Source organism: Allobosea sp. UC22_33 (assembly GCF_042700715.1).
Classification (GTDB): Bacteria; Pseudomonadota; Alphaproteobacteria; order Rhizobiales; family Beijerinckiaceae; genus Allobosea.
On record NZ_CP170556.1, the window covers coordinates 5,211,788 to 5,230,760 of the forward strand.

17 protein-coding genes are annotated in these 18,973 nt (G+C 65.4%); 11 read left to right on the top strand and 6 right to left on the bottom strand.

Translation table 11 applies throughout. The features are described 5' to 3' along the window. Positions 1–56: 56 nt before the first annotated feature. Complete coding sequence (locus ACFJGT_RS25225; protein WP_377844062.1) at positions 57–317, top strand: hypothetical protein; 261 nt, start codon at positions 57–59, stop codon at positions 315–317. Between the two features lie 54 nt (positions 318–371). Next, entirely contained in the window at positions 372–761 is a 390-nt protein-coding gene (locus tag ACFJGT_RS25230) for a VOC family protein (RefSeq protein WP_377844064.1), read from the top strand. A gap of 35 nt (positions 762–796) precedes the next feature. Here ACFJGT_RS25230 and ACFJGT_RS25235 read toward each other — a convergent pair whose 3' ends face one another. From ACFJGT_RS25235 to ACFJGT_RS25245, 3 genes are all read right to left on the bottom strand, one after another. Continuing rightward, positions 797–922 (bottom strand): hypothetical protein, encoded by a 126-nt coding sequence (locus tag ACFJGT_RS25235; protein WP_377849073.1) that lies wholly within the window; start codon positions 920–922, stop codon positions 797–799. Positions 923–1,421: 499 nt separating this feature from the next. Next, a complete protein-coding gene (locus ACFJGT_RS25240; RefSeq protein WP_377844066.1) occupies positions 1,422–1,634 on the bottom strand; it encodes a hypothetical protein in 213 nt (70 codons plus the stop codon). 108 nt (positions 1,635–1,742) lie between these two features. Beyond that, entirely contained in the window at positions 1,743–2,030 is a 288-nt protein-coding gene (locus ACFJGT_RS25245; RefSeq protein ID WP_377844068.1) for a PRC-barrel domain containing protein, read from the bottom strand. Positions 2,031–2,647: 617 nt separating this feature from the next. Between ACFJGT_RS25245 and ACFJGT_RS25250 the strand changes: the two genes are divergently transcribed. From ACFJGT_RS25250 to ACFJGT_RS25290, 9 genes are all read left to right on the top strand, one after another. Beyond that, the gene (locus tag ACFJGT_RS25250) at positions 2,648–3,232 is read left to right on the top strand and encodes an ANTAR domain-containing response regulator (RefSeq protein ID WP_377844070.1); all 585 of its coding nucleotides are present in this window, start codon (positions 2,648–2,650) and stop codon (positions 3,230–3,232) included. Further along, positions 3,229–4,302 (top strand): CmpA/NrtA family ABC transporter substrate-binding protein, encoded by a 1,074-nt coding sequence (locus tag ACFJGT_RS25255; RefSeq protein WP_377844072.1) that lies wholly within the window; start codon positions 3,229–3,231, stop codon positions 4,300–4,302. The genes ACFJGT_RS25250 and ACFJGT_RS25255 overlap by 4 nt, the downstream gene beginning before the upstream one ends. 284 nt (positions 4,303–4,586) lie before the next feature. Continuing rightward, on the top strand, positions 4,587–5,915 hold the full coding sequence (locus tag ACFJGT_RS25260; protein ID WP_377844074.1) for a CmpA/NrtA family ABC transporter substrate-binding protein: 1,329 nt from the start codon (positions 4,587–4,589) through the stop codon (positions 5,913–5,915). 4 nt (positions 5,916–5,919) lie between these two features. Continuing rightward, positions 5,920–7,134 carry an NAD(P)/FAD-dependent oxidoreductase gene (locus ACFJGT_RS25265; protein WP_377844076.1) on the top strand — a complete coding sequence of 405 codons (1,215 nt, stop codon included), beginning with the start codon at positions 5,920–5,922 and terminating at the stop codon, positions 7,132–7,134. Next, a complete protein-coding gene (locus ACFJGT_RS25270; protein WP_377844079.1) occupies positions 7,134–9,797 on the top strand; it encodes a molybdopterin-dependent oxidoreductase in 2,664 nt (887 codons plus the stop codon). The genes ACFJGT_RS25265 and ACFJGT_RS25270 overlap by 1 nt, the downstream gene beginning before the upstream one ends. Positions 9,798–9,862: 65 nt before the next feature. Beyond that, the gene (gene ntrB / locus ACFJGT_RS25275) at positions 9,863–10,771 is read left to right on the top strand and encodes a nitrate ABC transporter permease (RefSeq protein WP_377844081.1); all 909 of its coding nucleotides are present in this window, start codon (positions 9,863–9,865) and stop codon (positions 10,769–10,771) included. Positions 10,772–10,782: 11 nt separating this feature from the next. Further along, complete coding sequence (locus ACFJGT_RS25280; RefSeq protein ID WP_377844083.1) at positions 10,783–11,574, top strand: ABC transporter ATP-binding protein; 792 nt, start codon at positions 10,783–10,785, stop codon at positions 11,572–11,574. A gap of 11 nt (positions 11,575–11,585) precedes the next feature. Next, complete coding sequence (locus ACFJGT_RS25285) at positions 11,586–13,382, top strand: NirA family protein (RefSeq protein ID WP_377844085.1); 1,797 nt, start codon at positions 11,586–11,588, stop codon at positions 13,380–13,382. Next, positions 13,379–14,959, top strand: a complete 1,581-nt coding sequence (locus ACFJGT_RS25290) for a sulfite reductase subunit alpha (protein ID WP_377844087.1) — start codon at positions 13,379–13,381, stop codon at positions 14,957–14,959. Before ACFJGT_RS25285 ends, ACFJGT_RS25290 begins: the two co-directional genes overlap by 4 nt. Before the next feature lie 271 nt (positions 14,960–15,230). On the opposite strand, the gene ACFJGT_RS25295 is transcribed toward ACFJGT_RS25290, so the two are convergent. The 3 genes from ACFJGT_RS25295 to ACFJGT_RS25305 are packed head-to-tail and all read right to left on the bottom strand — an operon-like array spanning position 15,231 to position 18,935. Further along, positions 15,231–17,474, bottom strand: coding sequence for a xanthine dehydrogenase family protein molybdopterin-binding subunit (locus ACFJGT_RS25295; protein ID WP_377844090.1), 2,244 nt, complete (start codon positions 17,472–17,474; stop codon positions 15,231–15,233). After that, entirely contained in the window at positions 17,468–18,445 is a 978-nt protein-coding gene (locus ACFJGT_RS25300) for an FAD binding domain-containing protein (protein ID WP_377844092.1), read from the bottom strand. The genes ACFJGT_RS25295 and ACFJGT_RS25300 overlap by 7 nt, the downstream gene beginning before the upstream one ends. Next, positions 18,432–18,935 carry a (2Fe-2S)-binding protein gene (locus tag ACFJGT_RS25305; protein ID WP_377844095.1) on the bottom strand — a complete coding sequence of 168 codons (504 nt, stop codon included), beginning with the start codon at positions 18,933–18,935 and terminating at the stop codon, positions 18,432–18,434. Before ACFJGT_RS25305 ends, ACFJGT_RS25300 begins: the two co-directional genes overlap by 14 nt. Between the last annotated feature and the right edge of the window lie 38 nt (positions 18,936–18,973).

Consider the following 18,973-nt stretch of genomic DNA (forward strand, 5'->3'; position numbering starts at 1 on the left):
GCGGTCCTTCGAGAAGTGCGCGATGATGCCCCTAGAACGTGCTCGGAGAGATCGGCATGCTCAAGCGTATACTTGATTTTCTTGATCCCATGCGAACGGCCGAGGTTGTCGCGCAGCGATACATTTGGGCCGCCGGGATGTCTGGATCGATGCTAATTTCGCTTGTTCGGCTCAAAGGCGATTTGCGGGTTAAGTTTGCGCTGCCAGCTGATCCTGAGACCGGGGTAGTCCATCCATTTGCGGTATCTCCGGGTAAGTTGGATGAGATGATCGACTTTCTTCAACAGTGCCGGGATTATAATCGAAGCCCTTCATGACTGACTGCTTACGACCCGTTGCAGACTGAAGTGCGAGGTGGTTGCATTGGCGATATGGACCTGAATCAGATCACCATCGATGTGCGCGACCTGGATGAAGGCATCGCCTTCTACAAGAAGCTAGGATTGAGGCTGATCGTCCACAGTGTCGCGAGCCATTATGCGCGGTTCGAGCTTCCGTCCGGATCAACGACGCTTTCCCTCCATCACAATCCGGACGCGGCTGCCAACAGCACAGTGCTTTACTTCGAGGTTGACGATCTTGACCGCCGTTACCGCGAACTCGTCGCGGTTGGTGTGATTTTCGACACCCGCCCAACCGATGAGAGTTGGCGCTGGCAGGAAGCTCGGTTTGCCGACCCTACCGGCAACAAGCTCTGCCTGTTTCATGCTGGGCCTGACCGCCGCTTTCCGCCTTGGCGGATCGAAGCCAAGAGCGACTGATTAGGTCCGCTTCCGACCCATAGCAGACGTCGGCGCTAGACCAACGTGTAGACCGAGGCCTCATCGGCATCTTCGCGCAGACCCTTAAACGACGCGTGCCGCAGCTTCCCATCATCGGTCCAGCCGCGTAGCGCGATCTCCGCGATCAGCTCTGGCCTGATCCAGCGATAGGTCCGTTCCTACCGCGTATCGCAACCGCCGGCTTGTCTATGATCATCTTGTCCATCTGCTTGCGGAGCGCCGTACCGCTGGCCTGAGTAAACCCCGTTCCGACTCTGAAGCTGCGCCAGACAGGGTTCGACGCGATCGGGCATCGGATCGACGAAGAGGTCGCGCCCGAGCTTTCGCCGCCGCGCCACCGGGCCCTTGACCACCTCCGCCGCAGGCCCGGCTCTGAGAACCCGACGCGCACACATCGAACGCAACTCCGCAACGCAACGAGTCGCGAACGGGCGGCCAAATGAATCGTTCCTGTCTAGGCTCGGGCATTTCGCTTAAGGCCGCCAGCGCTTGCTCGCCCACCATACAGCTGCCGCAGTCGCGATCATCCCGCCGGCGATCAAGATGATCTCACTGGCTGCATCCATGGCGAGACGTTAGCGGCCCGCGGGGGCGATCTCGCCCCTCAAAATGGGGTGAGTGCTCAGAAAACTGCCCCGCTCACCGCTGCCAGTAGCGCTCCCAGACGCGCTCGATCAGATCATCCTCATCGTGAGCAGCCAGCGTGTAAGAGGCCACGAGATAGACTAGTCGATCGCGCTCGCGCGGCTGGTCGGCTTCATCGATTATGGGCCGGATGCGTCGCCACATCTCGTCGAGCGCCGCCTGTGCGCGCTGCAGATCGGCGGGGTCCTGGAACGACGAGAACGGCATGGCGACGCAACTTTTGCGCGCTCCTACGAGAGGCGCAATTAAAAAAAACGCCCCGCCAGCCGGGGCTGACGGGGCCGAAAAAATCAGCTGCAAGCAAACGGCGGACAATCAGGGATCGACGTGCTCCGGCATCTGCTTGAGCTGGTCCTTGGTCCAGGTCGTCACGGCATGAACGTCGCCGTCTTCGTCGCGCATGAACTCCAGCTCGGAGAGAGACACGGACACCGGCTTCGCACCGATGCCAAGGAAGCCACCCACATCGATGACCACCTGAGAGCCATGAAGGTGTAAGATAGAGCCGATTTTCTCGTCGCCCGGCCCATAGATTGTGGCACCATTGAGAATGTCGGCGGTGAACTCCGCCGGCGCGAGACGAACGTGCTTGGAGTGGTCCATGGTTTCCTCCTTTGGTGGATGCCTTTCCAACCAGCCAGAGGGCGATCGCGTTCCGAGCACAAGGAAAAGCCCCGACAGCGGGGCTGACGGAGCCGAGTTGAGGTTAGAGGTGTCTCGTTGAAGGAACGCGCAAGAGGCTACGCCGGTTCCGCCCAAGTGGCCATCAGGGCCGCCCTGTTCGCTGCCGCTTGTCAATCGAGCGCTGAGGAAGGCGTCGCTCAACCTCTTCCTCGATTGCGTCGTCCTGCGCCTGGTCACGGAACAGCTTGAGAATAGGGCCGGTGTGGTTTGCTGCCGTCGCGCCATATCTCTCTTCCACGATCAGGTTCTTGCGTCCGCGAGGATATACGATCTGCTCACATCAGCGATTAAATGAGGCGACGGTGAGCGCAGCTTGCGCCTTTGCCGACATTGAGCGCTTGCCAGGAAGCAGACATCTCGTTGGTGTGCGGCGCGCCTCCTCGAATCCTGAATGCGATATGGGCTGTTTCGCCAGCGATGGTCACCTCCAAACCGACCGCCTCGTTGGCTTTCCGCTGTCCTCGCCCTCTAGAGTAGCGGTGGCACGATTCCTGATTGAGTGATGCCGGATCACTCCAAAGGAACGATCGAAAGGCATGGTGCCCAATCTTCGGATCCTAATCGTCGATGCGAACCAGGTTCGAGCCGCCATCATCGAGGAAGGCTTGCGGGAAGCGGGCTATGATCAACTCATCCGCATCACGGCGACGACCGGTCTCGTCGCCGCGATCGAAACCCATGATCCCGATGTCGTGGTGATCGACCTCGAAGACCCCAGCCGCGACGCGTTGGCCGACATGTTCCTCGTCAGCCGGCATGTCCGCCGGCCGATCACCATGTTCGTCGACCAGTCGGATTCGGCCTCGATCGAGGCGGCCGTGGAGGCGGGCGTCTCCGCCTATATCGTCGACGGGCTGAAGAAGGAGCGGATGCAGCCAATCCTGCAGACCTGCATCAGCCGCTTCAATGCGTTCCGCAAGCTGCGCGAGGAGCTAGACGAAGCCCGCTCGCAGCTGGAGGACCGTAAGACGATCGATCGCGCCAAAAGCATCGTCATGCGGCTGAAGGGCCTGTCGGAAGACGAGGCCTATGCCCTGATGCGCCGCACCGCGATGAACGAGAAGCGCAAGCTCGTCGAGATCGCGCGCTCCCTCATCACCGCCGCGGAGATGCTGAAATGACGACGCTGCACCTGCGGGTCGGCTTCATGCCGCTGGTCGATTGCGCGCTGGTCGTGCTGGCGAAGGACGAGGGCTTCGCCGAGAACGAGGGGCTCAATCTCGAACTGGTCCGCGAGGTCTCGTGGTCCAACCTGCGCGACAAGCTGAACGTGCGCCTGTTCGACGCCGCGCACATGCTCGGCCCGGCGGCCATTGCCGCGACGCTCGGCATCGGTGGCGTGAAAGCCCCGATGGCGGCGCCGCTGGCGCTCAACCGCGACGGGGCGGCGATCACCCTTTCGCTGCGGCGCTTCGAGGAACTCGCGCGGCTGGCCGATGGCGACCTGGCCGATCCGGGCGTCACGGCCCAAGCGCTTGCTGCCCTGGTCGCACGCCGCAAGGCCGCCGGCCTGCCGCCGCTGACCTTCGCGGCGGTCTTCGGCTTCTCGACGCATATCTATCTGCTCGGTGAATGGCTTGAGCAGGGCGGCCTCAAGCTCGGCGAAGACATCCGGTTCGAGGTCGTGCCTCCTCCGCAGACCGTCGAGGCGCTCGCCAGCGGGCGGATCGACGGCTTCTGCGCCGGAGCGCCCTGGAACACGGCGGCCGTCGCGGCCGGCGTCGGCGCGATGGTCCATGCCAGCGTCGACCTGCGCCGCGACTGCCACGACAAGGTGCTGGCCTGGCGTGCCGACGATATCGAGAAGCGCCCGGCCGCCGTTTCGAAGCTAGGTTCCGCGATCCTGAAGGCCAGTGCATGGGCCTGTCTGCCGCAGAATTTCGCGCGCATGGCGCAACATCTCTCAGCCCCGGACCGGCTCGCGCTGCCGGCGCCGCTCATCGAACGCATCCTGCATGGCGAGCTGATCCAGGGAGCCGACCGGCTGACGCGCAAGGTCGAGCGGTTCATCCGTTTCGACCGGGAAGCCTTGCGTCCCGACCCCGATGACGCCGAGTGGGTCCTTTATGGCATGGAGCGGGCCGGGCAGGTCGCGGTAACGCCGCAGACGCGCGATATCGCGCGGGGCGTATTCCTGCCTGCCGCATTCGCAGGCATTCTTGCAACAAGCCAAGAGCAGCCCATCGATTAGGCAGGGGCGAATTGATTGTGCACCGCAGCAAGGCAATCAAGCTTGCGCTGCCGCGCGCCCCTTCCCGAATCTATCGCAATTCAAGGCTAGGGCTCCCGCAAAGCGGTTGGCACGATCCTTGTAACGACTGATGCGACGCGGCCAACGCTGCCCGCGCCATCCCCGATCCGGACGATACAGCAACGTCGCTGTCGAATGCGCCTGCCAAGGCGTCTTTCGCGCGGCGTTTTTCGCATTCGGGATTGAATCGGGCAGGCGGCTTTTCAGCAACCGAGAGGCGATCGATGACGCTTAGCTTCAAGACCCGCAACAAGGCGGTCGCAGCCCGGCTGGCGGCTCCAAGCCGACGCGACTTCCTCAACCTGTCGGGCGCAGCCGCCTTGCTGGCGGCGGCGAAGACCGCCCTGCCCTCCGGCGCCTTCGCGCAAGGGACCGGTCCCGAGGTCAAGGGCACGCGTCTCGGCTATATCGCGCTCACCGACGCCTCGCCGGTGATCATCGCCAAGGAAAAGGGGCTCTTCGCCAAGCACGGCCTGCCCGACATGGACATCGCCAAGCAGGCCTCATGGGGCGCGACGCGCGACAACATGGCGCTCGGCTTCAAGAACAACGGCATCGACGGCGGCCACATCCTGCGCCCGAAGACGCATCTCTATGCGACCGGCAAGGTGATGCAGAACGGCCAGCCGCTGCCCATGTACACGCTGCTCAACCTCAACGAGGACGGGCAGGCGATCTCGGTCTCCAACGAATACAAGGACCTCAACGTCCAGAAGGACGCCTCGCCGCTGAAGCAGGCCTTCGAGCGCAAGAAGGCCGCCGGCAAGGAACTGACCGCCGCCATGACCTTCCCCGGCGGCACCCATGATCTCTGGATCCGCTACTGGCTCGCCGCCGGCGGCATCGATCCCGACACCGAGATCAAGGTCATCGTCGTGCCGCCGCCGCAGATGGTGGCGAACATGAAGGTCGGCACCATGGACTGCTTCTGCGTTGGGGAGCCGTGGAACGAGCAGCTCGTCAACCAGAACATCGGCTATACCGCGCTGACCACGGGCGAACTCTGGGGCCGCCATCCCGAGAAGATCTTGGGCATGCGCGCCGATTTCGTCGATGCGAACCCGAAGGCAACGCAGGCCATCCTGATGGCTGTGATGGAAGCCCAGCAATGGGCCGACAGGATGGAGAACCGCCAGGAACTCGCCGAGATCGTCGGCAAGCGCCAATGGTTCAACGTTCCCACCAACGACATCAACAAGCGCCTGCTCGGCGACATCAATTACGGCAATGGCCGCGAGGCGAAGGGCACCAATCTCTACATGAAGTTCTGGGGCGAAGGCGGCGCGAGCTCCTATCCCTGGAAGAGCCTCGACACCTGGTTCGTCACCGAGAATATCCGCTGGGGCAAATTCGACCCGACGATCGACATCAAGGCGCTGGTCGACAGCACGAATCGCGCCGATCTCTGGCGCGAGGCCGCGAAGACGCTGGGCGTTACCGGCGCCCCGACGGCGGATTCCCGCGGCGTCGAGACCTTCTTCGACGGCACGAAGTTCGATGCGGCAGCGCCAATGGACTACCTCAAGGCGCTGAAGATCAAGCGGGTAGCCTGACACCATGGCCGAGCCCCTTATCATCGTCGGCAACGGCATGGCGGCGACGCGGCTGGCCGACGAGCTCAGCCAGCGCGCGCTCGGGCGCTATTCCGTCGCCGTGATCGGGGACGAGCCGCGATTGGCCTATAACAGGGTGCTGCTCTCGCCGCTGCTGGCGGGCGAGATCGGCGAGCCGGAGATCGAGCTCAAGCCGGCAGCATGGTGGCGCGCGCGCGGCATTTCGACCTTCTATGGCCGCCCCGTGGACAACATCGATCGTGCGGCGCAGACGGTGACGCTGCGAGGCGGCCCGGCGCTGCCCTATGGCAAGCTCGTGCTCGCGACCGGTTCGACGCCGCTCCGGCCGCCCTTTCTCGGTCGCGATCTCGCCGGAGTCGTCACATTCCGCGACACCGCCGATGTCGGCACGATGCAGGCCTATGCGCGGCGTGGCGCCCGCATCGTCGTCATCGGCGGAGGGTTGCTCGGGCTCGAGGCGGCCTATGGGCTCGCGAGAGCCGGGGGATCGGTGACGCTGCTGCATCTCGTCGATCGCCTGATGGAACGCCAGCTCGATCATGAAGGCGCCAGCCTCCTCTCCGCGGCCATGGCCGCTCGGGGCATCGATGTCCGCCTCGGCGCGGAGACGAAGGGTTTTCGCGGCGAAGGACATGTCGCGGCCGTCGAGCTCGCCGACGGGGCGGAGATCCCTGCCGATCTCGTGGTCATCGCCGTCGGCGTGCGCCCGAATACCGGGCTCGCCCGCGCCGCGGGCTTGAGCGTCGGGCGCGGCGTTCTGGTCGATGACGGCCTCGCCACCGACGACCCCTCCATTTTCGCCATCGGCGAATGCGCGGAGCATCGCGGCCTTGCCTATGGACTGGTCGAGCCCGCCTATGAGCAAGCGCGGGTGCTGGCTGCGCGGCTTGCCGGCCAGGATGCGGCCTATCGGGGCTCGCTGCTCGCGACCAACCTGAAGGTCTCTGGCGTCGGTGTCTTCTCGGCCGGTGAATTCGAGGGCGGCGACGGCACCGAGACCGTCGTTCTGCGCGATCCCTCAGCCGGCATCTACCGCAAGTTCGTGCTGCGCGAAGGGCGGCTCGCCGGCTGCGTCCTCGTCGGCGATACACAGGGCGCGCTGTTCTATCTCGGGCTGATCCGCTCGGGGCAGGACATCAGCGCGATCCGCGCCGATCTGCCCTTCGGCGAGAGTTATTGCATCAGGGAAGCCGCCTGATGCGCCACGACGCTCCCCTCGCACCGGCCACAACGCGCACGACCTGCCCCTATTGCGGGGTCGGCTGCGGTGTTCTGGCGACGCCGGATGGGTTGGGCGGAGCAGCCATCGCCGGCGATGCGGAGCATCCGGCCAATCGGGGGCGGCTCTGCTCGAAGGGCTCGGCGCTAGGCGAGACGCTCGGTCTCGGCAGTCGGGTCCTGCACCCGCTTAAACGCAACGCCACCGGGAATTACGATAGGATCGGCTGGAGTGAAGTGCTTGATGCCATCGCCGCCGGGTTGCGGACGATAGCCGCCGATCACGGCCCCGAGGCCATCGCCTTCTACCTCTCAGGCCAGCTCCTGACCGAGGATTATTATGTCGCCAACAAGCTGGCGAAGGGCTTCATCGGCACGCCGCATATCGATACCAACTCGCGGCTGTGCATGTCCTCGACGGTTGCGGCACAGCGCCGGGTCTTCGGCTCGGATACGGTGCCCGGCGCCTATGAGGATTTCGACAGTGCCGACCTGATCGTGCTCGTCGGCTCCAACACGGCGTGGTGCCATCCGATTCTGTTCCGGCGGATGCAGGACAACCGGCGCGAGCGCGGCGCACGCCTCGTCGTGCTCGATCCCCGCATCACCGCGACGGCAGAAGACGCCGACATGGTGATGGCGTTGAAGCCGGGCTTCGACGCTGCGCTTTTCGCGGGGTTGCTCGTCCATCTCGCCGATCGCGGCCTCGTCGATCGCACTTATGTTTCGCGCCATGTCGCTGGCTTCAACGAGACGCTCGCCAATGCGCGCGAGATCGCTCCCGACATCGCCTCGATTTCCGCCGTCACCGGCCTTGCAGCCGGGCAGATCGCGGCCTTCTACGAACTCTGGGCCAGCACGCCGCATGTCGTCACGGCCTGGAGCCAGGGGGTCAACCAGTCCGCCCAAGGCACCGACAAGGTCGCGGCAATCCTGAACTGCCATCTCGCCACCGGCCGGATCGGGCGGCCAGGCTGCGGCCCCTTCTCCCTGACCGGTCAGCCCAATGCGATGGGCGGACGCGAAGTCGGCGGGCTCGCCAACATGCTCGCCGCCCATATGGGCTACGCACCGGACGAGATCGATCGCGTCCGCCGCTTCTGGCAGGCGCCGGCCATCGCCCGAGGGGAGGGGCTCAAGGCCATACAGATGATCGAGGCCGCCGCCGAGCGGCACATCCGGGCGCTATGGGTAATGGCGACGAACCCGGCTGTCTCCCTCCCCGAGGCCGACAAGGTGCGCGCCGTGCTCGCCGACCTCGATCTCTTCGTCGTCTCCGAGAACGTGCTTTCGAACGACACGCTCGCGACGAAGCCGCATTACATCCTGCCGGCCGCCGCTTGGGGCGAGAAGGACGGCACCGTCACCAATTCGGAGCGCCGCATCTCGCGCCAGCGCGCCTTCCTGCCGCTGCCTGGCGAGGTGAAGCCGGATTGGTGGATCATTGGCGAGGTCGCCAAGCGCCTCGGCTTCGGTACGGCTTTCACTTTCGCCGGCCCGGACGCGATCTATGCCGAGCACGCCGCACTCTCCGCCTTCGAGAACCAAGGTACGCGTGATTTCGACATCGGCGCCCATGCCAGGCTCGACAAGGCAACTTATGATGCGCTGCGGCCGATGCAGTGGCCCGTTCCAGCCCACCGCCCCGAGGGCACTGCAAGGCTGTTCGGTGACGGCCGTTTCTTCGGTCCCGGTAGCCGCGCACAGATGCGCCCGCTCGCCGTGCCGCAACTCGCCTCGACGGTGAGCGAGGCTTTCCCGCTGCTGCTCAACACCGGGCGCGTCCGCGACCACTGGCATACGATGACCCGGACCGGCCTCAGCCCGCGGCTCAGCGCGCATGTCGCCGAGCCTTCGGTCTCCGTAAACCCCGCCGACATCACGCGCTTCGGACTGAGCGACGGCGGCTTCGCTCGCCTCACCGGCGGCCATGGCGGCGCGGTGCTCAAGGTCGTGGCCGACGCAGGCGTCGCCGAAGGCGTGCTCTTCGCGCCGATCCATTGGTCCGGCGAGACGGCCTCCAATGCGCGGATCGGCGCCCTGACGCAGTCGCTTTGCGACCCCTTTTCCGGCCAGCCCGAGATGAAGGCCACGCCGGTTTCCGTCACACCCACCGCTTATCGCTTTGAGGGCTTCGTCCTGTCGCGCGAGCCCTTCGTGCTGCCGGAGCAGAGCTGGTGGGCGCGGCTTGCCGTACAGGGTGGCGAAGGCCGGCTCTTCGCCACCGACGCACCCGTCGATGCCCTCGCGGCCTTGATGCGCGAGCGTTTCGGCGCGGGCGAACTGACTGAGTTGATCGACTGCGACGGCGGCAGCTATCGCTGTGCCGTGCTTCAGGAGGGCCGGCTTGAGGCCGCCCTCTTTCTCGCGCCCGCCGGGCGCGCGCCGCTCTGGGACACGGTCAAGGCGATCTTCGCCGACCCGTCGGCGACCGTTGAGAGCAGGCTTGCCCTGCTCTCGGGACGCAACCTCGGTGGTGCCGATCCCGGGCCGACCGTCTGCGCCTGCTTCGGCGTCGGCCTCAACGCGATCCGCGCCGCCTTCGAGGCGGGCGCCGCGACGGCCGAGGAGATCGGCCTTCAGCTCAAGGCAGGGACCAATTGCGGCTCCTGCCTCCCCGAAATCCGCCGCATCGGCGCGTAGGCACGCGCGAGCGAGGCGGCATGACGAACGCGACGGACGATCTCGGTCAGAGGAGAGACTGGAACATGGGTCAGCCTGTCTTGAAAGGCGCGACGGCCAGTGCGGCCGTTGTCACGCTCCCCGGGAAAATGCCGGAGATCGTCGCCTTGCCCGCCGCCCCTGCGAAACCCTTCGCCGCGAGGTTGGTCCCCTGGGGGAAGAATGCGCTCGCCAACCTGCTGCCGCCGCTGATCACGGTCGCAATGATCCTGCTGTTTTGGGAGCTCGCGGCCTCCGGCCCGCAATCCTCGCTGCCGCCGCCGAGCAAGATCTGGAACGAGGCGAAGGATCTCATCGTCCAGCCATTCTACTGGGCGGGGTCGCAGGATATCGGACTGGGCTGGCGCATCCTCGTCTCGCTCCAGCGTGTCGCCATCGGTTTCAGCCTGGCGGCGGTGGTCGGCGTGCTGCTCGGCGCCCTGGTTGGCCAGTCGATCTGGGCGACGCGCGGGCTCGACCCGGTCTTCCAGGTGCTGCGCACCGTTCCGCCGCTGGCCTGGCTGCCGCTATCGCTCGCCGCCTTCCGCGACAGCCAACCCTCTGCAATCTTCGTGATCTTCATCACCGCGATCTGGCCGGTGATCATCAACACGGCCGTCGGCATCCGCAACATCCCGCAGGACTACCGCAACGTCGCCAAGGTGCTGCGGCTGAATCAAATCGAGTTCTTCTACAAGATCATGGTGCCGTCGGCCGCGCCCTACATCTTCACCGGGCTTCGGATCGGCGTCGGCCTGTCCTGGCTCGCCATTGTCGCCGCCGAGATGCTGACTGGCGGCGTCGGCATCGGCTTCTTCATCTGGGACGCATGGAACTCCTCGCGCCTCTCCGACATCATCGTGGCGCTGGTCTATATCGGCGTGGTCGGCTTCCTGCTCGACCGCCTCGTTGCCCTCATCGGCCATGTCGTCACCCGCGGCACTGCGACCAACTGAGGAGCAAGGCAATGAGCTATCTCAAGATCGATCATGTCGACAAACACTTCCAGCGCGGCGCAGCAATCACCGAAGTGCTGAAGGACGTCACGCTCGTCATCGACACGGGCGAGTTCGTCTCGATCATCGGGCATTCCGGCTGCGGCAAGTCGACCCTGCTCAACCTCATCGCGGGGCTGTCGCCGGTCAGCGCGGGTGCGATCCTGCTCGAAGGCAAGGAGGTCAACGCGCCGGGGCCGGACCGGGCCGTGGTCTTCCAGAACCATTCCCTGCTCCCCTGGCTCACCGTCTACGATAATGTCGCGCTCGCCGTGAACAAGGTCTTCGGAGCCAAGAAGAGCAAGGCCGAGCGGCATGACTGGATCATGCACAATCTCGACCTCGTGCAGATGGGCCATGCCAGGGACAAGCGCCCCGGCGAAATCTCGGGCGGCATGAAGCAGCGCGTCGGCATCGCGCGGGGTCTCGCCATGGAGCCGAAGATCCTGCTGCTCGACGAGCCCTTCGGCGCGCTCGACGCACTGACCCGCGCCCATCTGCAGGACTCGGTGATGCAGATCCACGCTGCGCTCGGCAACACCATGATCATGATCACGCATGACGTGGACGAGGCGGTGCTGCTCTCGGACCGGATCGTGATGCTGACCAACGGCCCCTCCGCTCGCATCGGCGAGGTGCTGGACGTGCGGCTTCCCCGCCCGCGCAAGCGCCTAGAACTGGTCTCCGACCGCACCTACATCGCCGCGCGCGAGGCCGTGCTGAAGTTCCTCTACGAGCGCCATCGCTTCGTCGAGGCGGCGTGACGGCGCCGGCCATGAGCGACGATTTCACCCCCGATCAGAAGCGCTACCTCGAAGGCTTCGTCAGCGGCATGCAGTCGGCCCGCACGGCGCGGGGGTTGAGCCCGCTTGGCGGCGCGCCGGGCAGTGCTTCGGCCATACCTGATGGACCCGACAAGGAGCATGCCGAGGCACAGGCCAGGACGGTCGCTGCCGGCGGCAAGCTGGTTGACCAGGAGAAATGGAAGGCGGCCGAGCACCCCTTCGACGCCTATGCCCGCTTCAAGGAGCAGGCGGCGGCAGGCTCCTATCCAAAGCCCGAGGATAATTTCCGCTGGCGCTATCACGGCCTGTTCTACGTGGCGCCTGCGCAGAACAGCTACATGTGCCGTTTGCGCATCCCCAACGGCATCCTCAAGGCATGGCAATTCGCCGGCGTCGCCGATCTCGCGGAGACGCTGGGCGGCGGATATTCGCATGTGACGACACGCGCCAATCTTCAGGTGCGGGAGATTTCCGCCGAGAACGGCGCAGCGTTTCTCGAAGGCCTGGCCGATCTCGGGCTCACTGCGAAAGGGTCGGGCGCCGACAATATCCGCAACGTCACGGGCTCGGCCACCGCCGGCATCGACCCGCTCGAACTTCTGGACACGCGCCCGCATGCCCGCGCCTGGCACCATCACATCCTGAACGACCGCTCGCTTTACGGGCTGCCGCGCAAGTTCAACGTCGCCTTCGATGGCGCCGGCTCGATCGCGACGCTGGAGGACACCAACGATATCGGTTTCCAGGCCATCGAGATCGCGGACGGGGCATCTTTCGAGGGGCAGACTGTCGAGTCCGGCATCTGGTATCGTCTCGCGCTCGGCGGCATCACCGGCCATAAGGACCTCGCCCGCGACACCGGCGTGGTCGTCGCCCCGTCAGACGTGATCGCGGTCGCCGATGCGATCGTGCGTGTCTTCATCGCCAACGGGAATCGCACCGACCGCAGCAAGTCCCGGCTCAAATATGTGCTCGATGCCTGGGGCTTCGACACGTTCCTCGCCGCCGTCGAGGAGAAGCTCGACCGGCGCCTGGTCCGGCTCGATGGCGCCTTCGTCAGGCCGCGCCCGGTCTATGACCGGCTCGCCCATATCGGCGTCCACGGTCAAGCCCAGCCCGGCCTCAACTGGATCGGCGTGGCCCTGCCCGTCGGCAAGCTCACCGTGCAGCAGATGCGCGTCATTGCTTCGATCGCGCAAGAATGCGGCGACGGCGATATCCGCCTCACCGTCTGGCAGAACCTGCTGATCTCCGGCGTGCCCGACGCCAAGGTCGATGACGTGCTCGCCAATCTCCAGGCCATCGGCCTCTCGGCCGAGACCTCGGTTCTGCGGGCCGGATTGATCGCCTGCACCGGCGCGACGGGCTGCAAATTCGCCGGTGCCCATACCAAGGAGGATGCGCTCGCCATCGCCGCCCATTGCGAGCCGCGCATCACGCTCGATACCGCCGTCAACATCCACCTGACCGGCTGCCACAACTCCTGCGCCCAGCACTATATCGGCGATCTCGGGCTGATCGGCACCAAGGTCCCCGTCAATGACGAGGGTGACACCGTGCCCGGCTACCATGTCTTCGTCGGCGGCGGCTTCGGCGTCGAGGGCGGCATGGGCCGCGAATTCCGGACCAATGTGAAGGCGGAGGATGCGCCGGCCTTGGTCGAGGCGATCCTGCGCAGCTGGCAGGTGCACCGCGAAGCGCCCGACGAAAGCTTCGTCGCTTTCGCCCGCCGCCATGAGATCGCGGCCCTGCAAGCCCTGGTCGAGCAGATCGGAGACGCGGCATGACCGCGCAGAGCCCGAGCCCGATCGTCCAGGTGCTGCCCGAAACCGCCCCCTTCAGCGAGGAGCAGCGCTCTTGGCTCAACGGCTTCTTTGCCGGGCTGCTCTCGCTCGACAATGCCGGCTTGACCGCACTGTCGCCGGCCGAGAACGCCGCCGTCATGGCGGAGGCGGAAGACGGCGCACCTTGGCACGACCCATCGCTGGAAATGGCCGAACGCATGACGCTGGCCGACGGCAAGCCGTTGCCCCGCAAGCTCTATGCTGCCATGGCGCAGCAGGATTGCGGGCAATGCGGCTATGTCTGCGAGACCTATTCCGCCGCGATCGCATCAGGGGCCGAGGCCCGGCTCAATCTCTGCGCGCCGGGCGGCAAGGAGACCCTGCGCCAGATCAAGGCGCTGGTGGAGGAAACGGGTGCTTCCACTACGACCACCCTAACCGATGCTGCACCCGCCAGAGAACTGGGCCCCAAAGGCCGCTGCCGCGAGAACCCGGCGCTCGCGACATTCCTCTCGCGCCGCAAGCTTAACGGCGAGGGTTCCGAGAAGGAGACCTGGCATGTTGAATTCGACCTCGCCGAATGCGGGCTCGACTATGTCGTCGGCGACGCGTTCGGCATCGTCGCGCAGAACGATGCCCGCCTCGTCGACGCGGTGATCGCATTGCTGGGCGCGCGGCCGGATGCCGAGATCGGCGGCAAGCCCTTGCGCGATACGCTCATGGAAGACTGCGCGCTGGGTCCGGCGCCGGACTCCCTGTTCCAGCTCATCTCCTACGTCACCGGAGGCGAGGCCCGCGCCAAGGCGAGGCGTCTTGCAGCCGGCGAAGACCCGGACGGCGATCTCGACCGGCTCGACGTGCTCGGCGCGCTGCACAAGTTCTCGCAGGCCCGGCTCTCGGCCGAGGCCTTCGTCGAGGCGCTCGATCCGCTCCAGCCGCGGCTCTACTCGATCTCCTCGTCGCATAACGCCACGCCCGGCCGGATCACGCTGACGGTCGATGCGGTGCGCTATAGGATCGGCTCCCGCCCGCGCTGGGGCGTGGCCTCGACCTTCCTCGCCGAACGCGTCGCGCCCGGCGACAAGGTCCCGGTCTATGTCCAGCGCGCCCATGGCTTCGGCCTGCCTGCCAATCCGGCGACGCCGGTCATCATGTGCGGCCCGGGCACGGGCGTCGCGCCCTTCCGCGCCTTCCTGCATGACCGGCAGGCGACGAAGGCGCCGGGCCGCAACTGGCTGTTCTTCGGCCATCAGCGTCGGACCTGCGATTTCTTCTATGAAGACGAGCTCCAGGGGATGAAGGATCGGGGCTTCCTGACCAACCTGACGCTGGCCTGGTCGCGCGACGGCGAGAAGGTCTATGTCCAGGATCGCATGCGCGAGCGCGGCGGCGAGTTCTGGTCATGGCTGGAGAAAGGCGCGCACTTCTACGTCTGCGGCGACGCCAAACGTATGGCCAAGGATGTCGAGCGCGCACTGGTGGATGTCGTCGCGGTACATGGCGGACGCTCCAGCGAGGAAGCAATTGCCTATGTCGCGTCCTTGCGAAAGAGCGGTCGCTATCAAACGGATGTCTATTGAAGGGTACCGTCTTGAAGCCCTCGAAAGATAGCCGAGTCGGCGTCGTTTTGCCTTTCAATGATGAAGGACCGCATGGTCGAAGTGACGCGAGAAACCGAATTTTCACTTCATTTGCCGCGCCTGACAATGTGGTCGGGAGCAGCTCGATCTCAAACGCTCGCCTTAGACTTCAAACTTTCGCGAAAGCCCCAGCGCTAATACTCCGGTCTGCGTTGTGCCATAAGCGGAAGCTCGCTCTTCGCCCGAAAACGGACCCGTGACGCGCGTTCTGTTACGTGCGAAATCGACCCGTCATCGATCTATCGCCACCCATTCCGCAGGGGGCCACGAGCCCTGCGGGCGTGATTGGCAGGCTGCGGAACCGCCGACCCGTCGCGTTGAACACAGCGTTGGCGATTGCCGCGGCCATGCCGGGAACGCCGATCTCGCCGAGGCCCCGCGCGCCGAACTGGTTGAATTCCTCGTCGGGGCTGTCGACGAAGATCACGTCGATCTCCGGAACGTCGGCATTCACCGGAACGGCATAGTCGGCGAGATTGTCCCCAACGATCCGGTGACGCGTGGGATGAAACTCAACCGCCTCCATAAGCGCCATGCCGATGCCGAAGATGATGCCGCCCTTGATCTGACTGGTCGCGGTCTTCGGATTGATGATGCGGCCACAATCGAGCGCGCTGACGACGCGGGAGACACGCAGGCGCCCGAGAGCTTCGTCGATGCGGACCTCAACGAAATGCGCGCCGAAGGAGTAGTAGCTACGGTCCTTCCTCATATCTCCCATTCCCATCGAGCTGCCTTCCGCCACAAGCTCGGTCAGACCCGCCGCTCGAAGGGTCGCGCTCGGTGATTGGTTTGACGATACTGGGAAGGAATGGCCCTGCGCCAATGCATCGAGCTGTTTGCGCAGCGCCTCGCAGGCCTTTGCGGCCGCGGGCAGCAGGCTCGCCGTCGACTTCGATCGTCCAGCCGTAGGGGCTGCCGGGAGACTCGAATCGCCCAGGCGAACCTCGATATCCTCGAAGGGGTGGCTCAGCATATCGGCGACGGTCTGCGCCAGGATGGTGTACATGCCGGTGCCGATGTCGGTAGCGGATGTCTCGACGATCAGCGGTCCGTCGATGTTCACCCGCAGCCTCACCGTCGCCGGCAGGGCCGGAGCGGGATAGGCGGTGGTGGCCATGCCGTAGCCTACCAGCACATCACCGTCCTGCATCGACCGAGGGCGTGGCATATCCCGCGGCCAGCCAAAGGCATCGCCGCCCCGCTCGTAGCAATCCAGAAGGCGGTTCGAAGACCAGTCTCGCTGATGATACGGATCGCGCACTGCGAAATTGCGCCGGCGGAGTTCCAGAGGGTTCAGGTCGAGCCGGAAGGCCAGCTCGTCCATTGCGCATTCGACGGCGAAGGAACCCGGCGTCTCCCCGGGGGCGCGGAACGGCGTCGGGCTCGGGATGTTCTTTCTTGCCACCTGATGGCGCACGTCGAGGGCCATGCTGTCGTACAGCAGCAGGGTATTGAGTCCGCAGGGCTCGAAGAAGTTGCCGCGCAGGGATGTGGGCACCCGCGACACATGGCGCAGTCCTCTCAAAGACCCGTTGCCGTCGACGTGCAACTCGACGTCCTGCTCTGTCTCGGAGCGGTGTCCGGAAGCGACCGCCATGTCGGCACGCGTCAGTTGCAGGCGGACAGACCGGGCGAGCGTGCGTGCGATGTGCGCGGCAAGCGCCTGGTGCGGCCACATCTGGTTCTTGCCGCCGAAGCCGCCGCCGACATAGGACGCAACGACCCGGACTTTCTCAGCAGGGATCCCAAGCGATTGTGCGATGTAGTCGCGCGCCGCGCTCGCGCCTTGCGTGGAATCGTGGACCGTGACCGTGTCGCCCTCCCAGGCAGCGACCGTGGCCGACGGTTCCATCGGGTGATGCAGGTGCATCGGCGTGCGGTAGGTTCCTGCCAGCGCCGCGTCCTTCGTCTCGCCTGGCCAGTCGCCGCGTTGGACCTGCATGTCCGCGGCGAAGAAGAAGCCGGGTTCGATAAAGTCGTCGCTAGCAGCGCAGGGATGGACAGACGCTGCGCTGGCTTCTACCTCCGGCGTAATGCACAGTACGCCCTCGCGGGCCGCTTCGAGCGATTCCGCGACCACGACGGCGATCCACTGCCCGGCGAAGACGATCTCGGGACCGGCGAGGGGCAGGTAGGCCGGCGGGGGCGTAGGCTCTGCAGCGGCCAGCGCGGTACGGCCGAGCGCCTCCCCGCTGAGGGCCATGAACTCCGCGCTCGGTCGCCAGCCCAATGCGCCGGCCGCGTTTTCATGCGTGTAGACTGCGACGACATTCGGCAGGGCAAGAGCGGCTGACGTGTCGAGCACCGCGATGGTTCCCGCGGGTACGGGGCTGCGGACGGCCAGCGCATAAAGCTGCCCAGCGGACCTGCGGTCTGCGGCGTAAGCCGCACCGCCGGTGACCTTCTGTGGGCCGTCCATCCGGGAGCGGGCCGATCCGATCTGCTTCAGCATGCGGCGCTCCGCATCAAGGCCCGGTGGATGGCGCCGCTTGCCAGGTCGAGCTTGTAGCGGTTGGCCTCCGTCGGCCGGGCCGGGGCTAGAAGCGCCCGGCAGAAGACCGCGATTGTCTCTTTGGTCAGTGGCTTGCCGAGAAGCAGCGCTTCGGCTTCGCGGTCCCGCCATGGCACGGTTCCAAGACCCCCGAGCGCCACCGCGACTTCCGCCACGAGCCCTGTCTCGCAGAACACAGCGGCGGCTACTGAGGCGCTGGCGAATTCATAGGAGGCGCGACCGCGTAGCTTGAGGTAGGTCGATTTCGGACCCAGCCGGCTCTTCGGCACGTCGATATGGGTGATCAGTTCGCCAGGGTGCATGACCGTCTCGACGTGCGGCGTGATGCCCGGCAGGCGATAGAAATCCGCGAGCGGAACCTCCCGAGCCGTTGCGTGGCAGCGAATAGCGATTACGGCGTCGAGTGCCAGAAGCGCGACCGCCACGTCGGATGGGTTGACGGCAAGGCAATGTTCGCTCGTCCCGAGGACGGCGTGGTGGGTGTTCGCCCCCTCCTGCGCCGGGCATCCGGAACCGGCCACGCGCTTGTTGCAGGGCCAGTCGTGCGAGCGGAAGAAGGCGCAGCGCGTACGCTGAAGCAGATTTCCAGCCATCGAGGCCGCGTTGCGGATCTGGCCGGAGGCGCCGGAGAGCAGGGCTTCGGATATGGCGGGAAACGCCGAACGCACCGTCCGTTCGGCCGCGACGGCGCTGTTGCTGGCCAATGCGCCAATGCGAAGCACGTCGTTGGTAAGCTCGATGCCGCCGAGGGGGAGGGCTCCGATGTCTACCAGCGCGACGGGATTTTCCACACCGAGCTTCATCAGGTCGATGATCGTGGTGCCACCAGCGAGCGGGTGCGTCCCGGGCTGTGCGAGCAGATCCAGCGCCTCGCCGATCGAGGCCGCGCGATGGAATTCAAACGGCCGCATGGGCGCCTGCGTCCAGTTGGGCTTTCACATCCATGATGGCATCAACAATGCCGTTATAGGCGCCGCAGCGGCACAGGTTGCCGCTCATCTGTTCGCGGACCTGCTCGCGCGTCGTGATCGCGCTGTCCGCGACAATCTCCAGTGCAGACATGATCTGGCCAGCCGTGCAGTAGCCGCATTGCAGCGCGTCGTGTCGAATGAAGGCCTGCTGCAGCGGATGGAGTTCGTTCGTGGTGCCGACCCCCTCGATTGTGGTCACAGACTGACCTTCGGCAGAGGCGGCAAGCTTGAGGCAGGAGAGCACCCGCCGGCCGCCGATGAGGACGGTGCAGGCGCCACACTGGCCGTGGTCGCAACCCTTTTTGGTCCCGGTTAGCAGCAGATCCTCGCGCAGGAGGTCTAGCAGCGTGCGCCGGACATCCACCGCGACGTATACAGGCTTCCCGTTGACGCTCAGGGCAATTCTAAAGGGCAGTCGGGAGCTGTCCATGATTGACGCTCGTGGTTGAGTTGGGCGGCTTGCCGTAA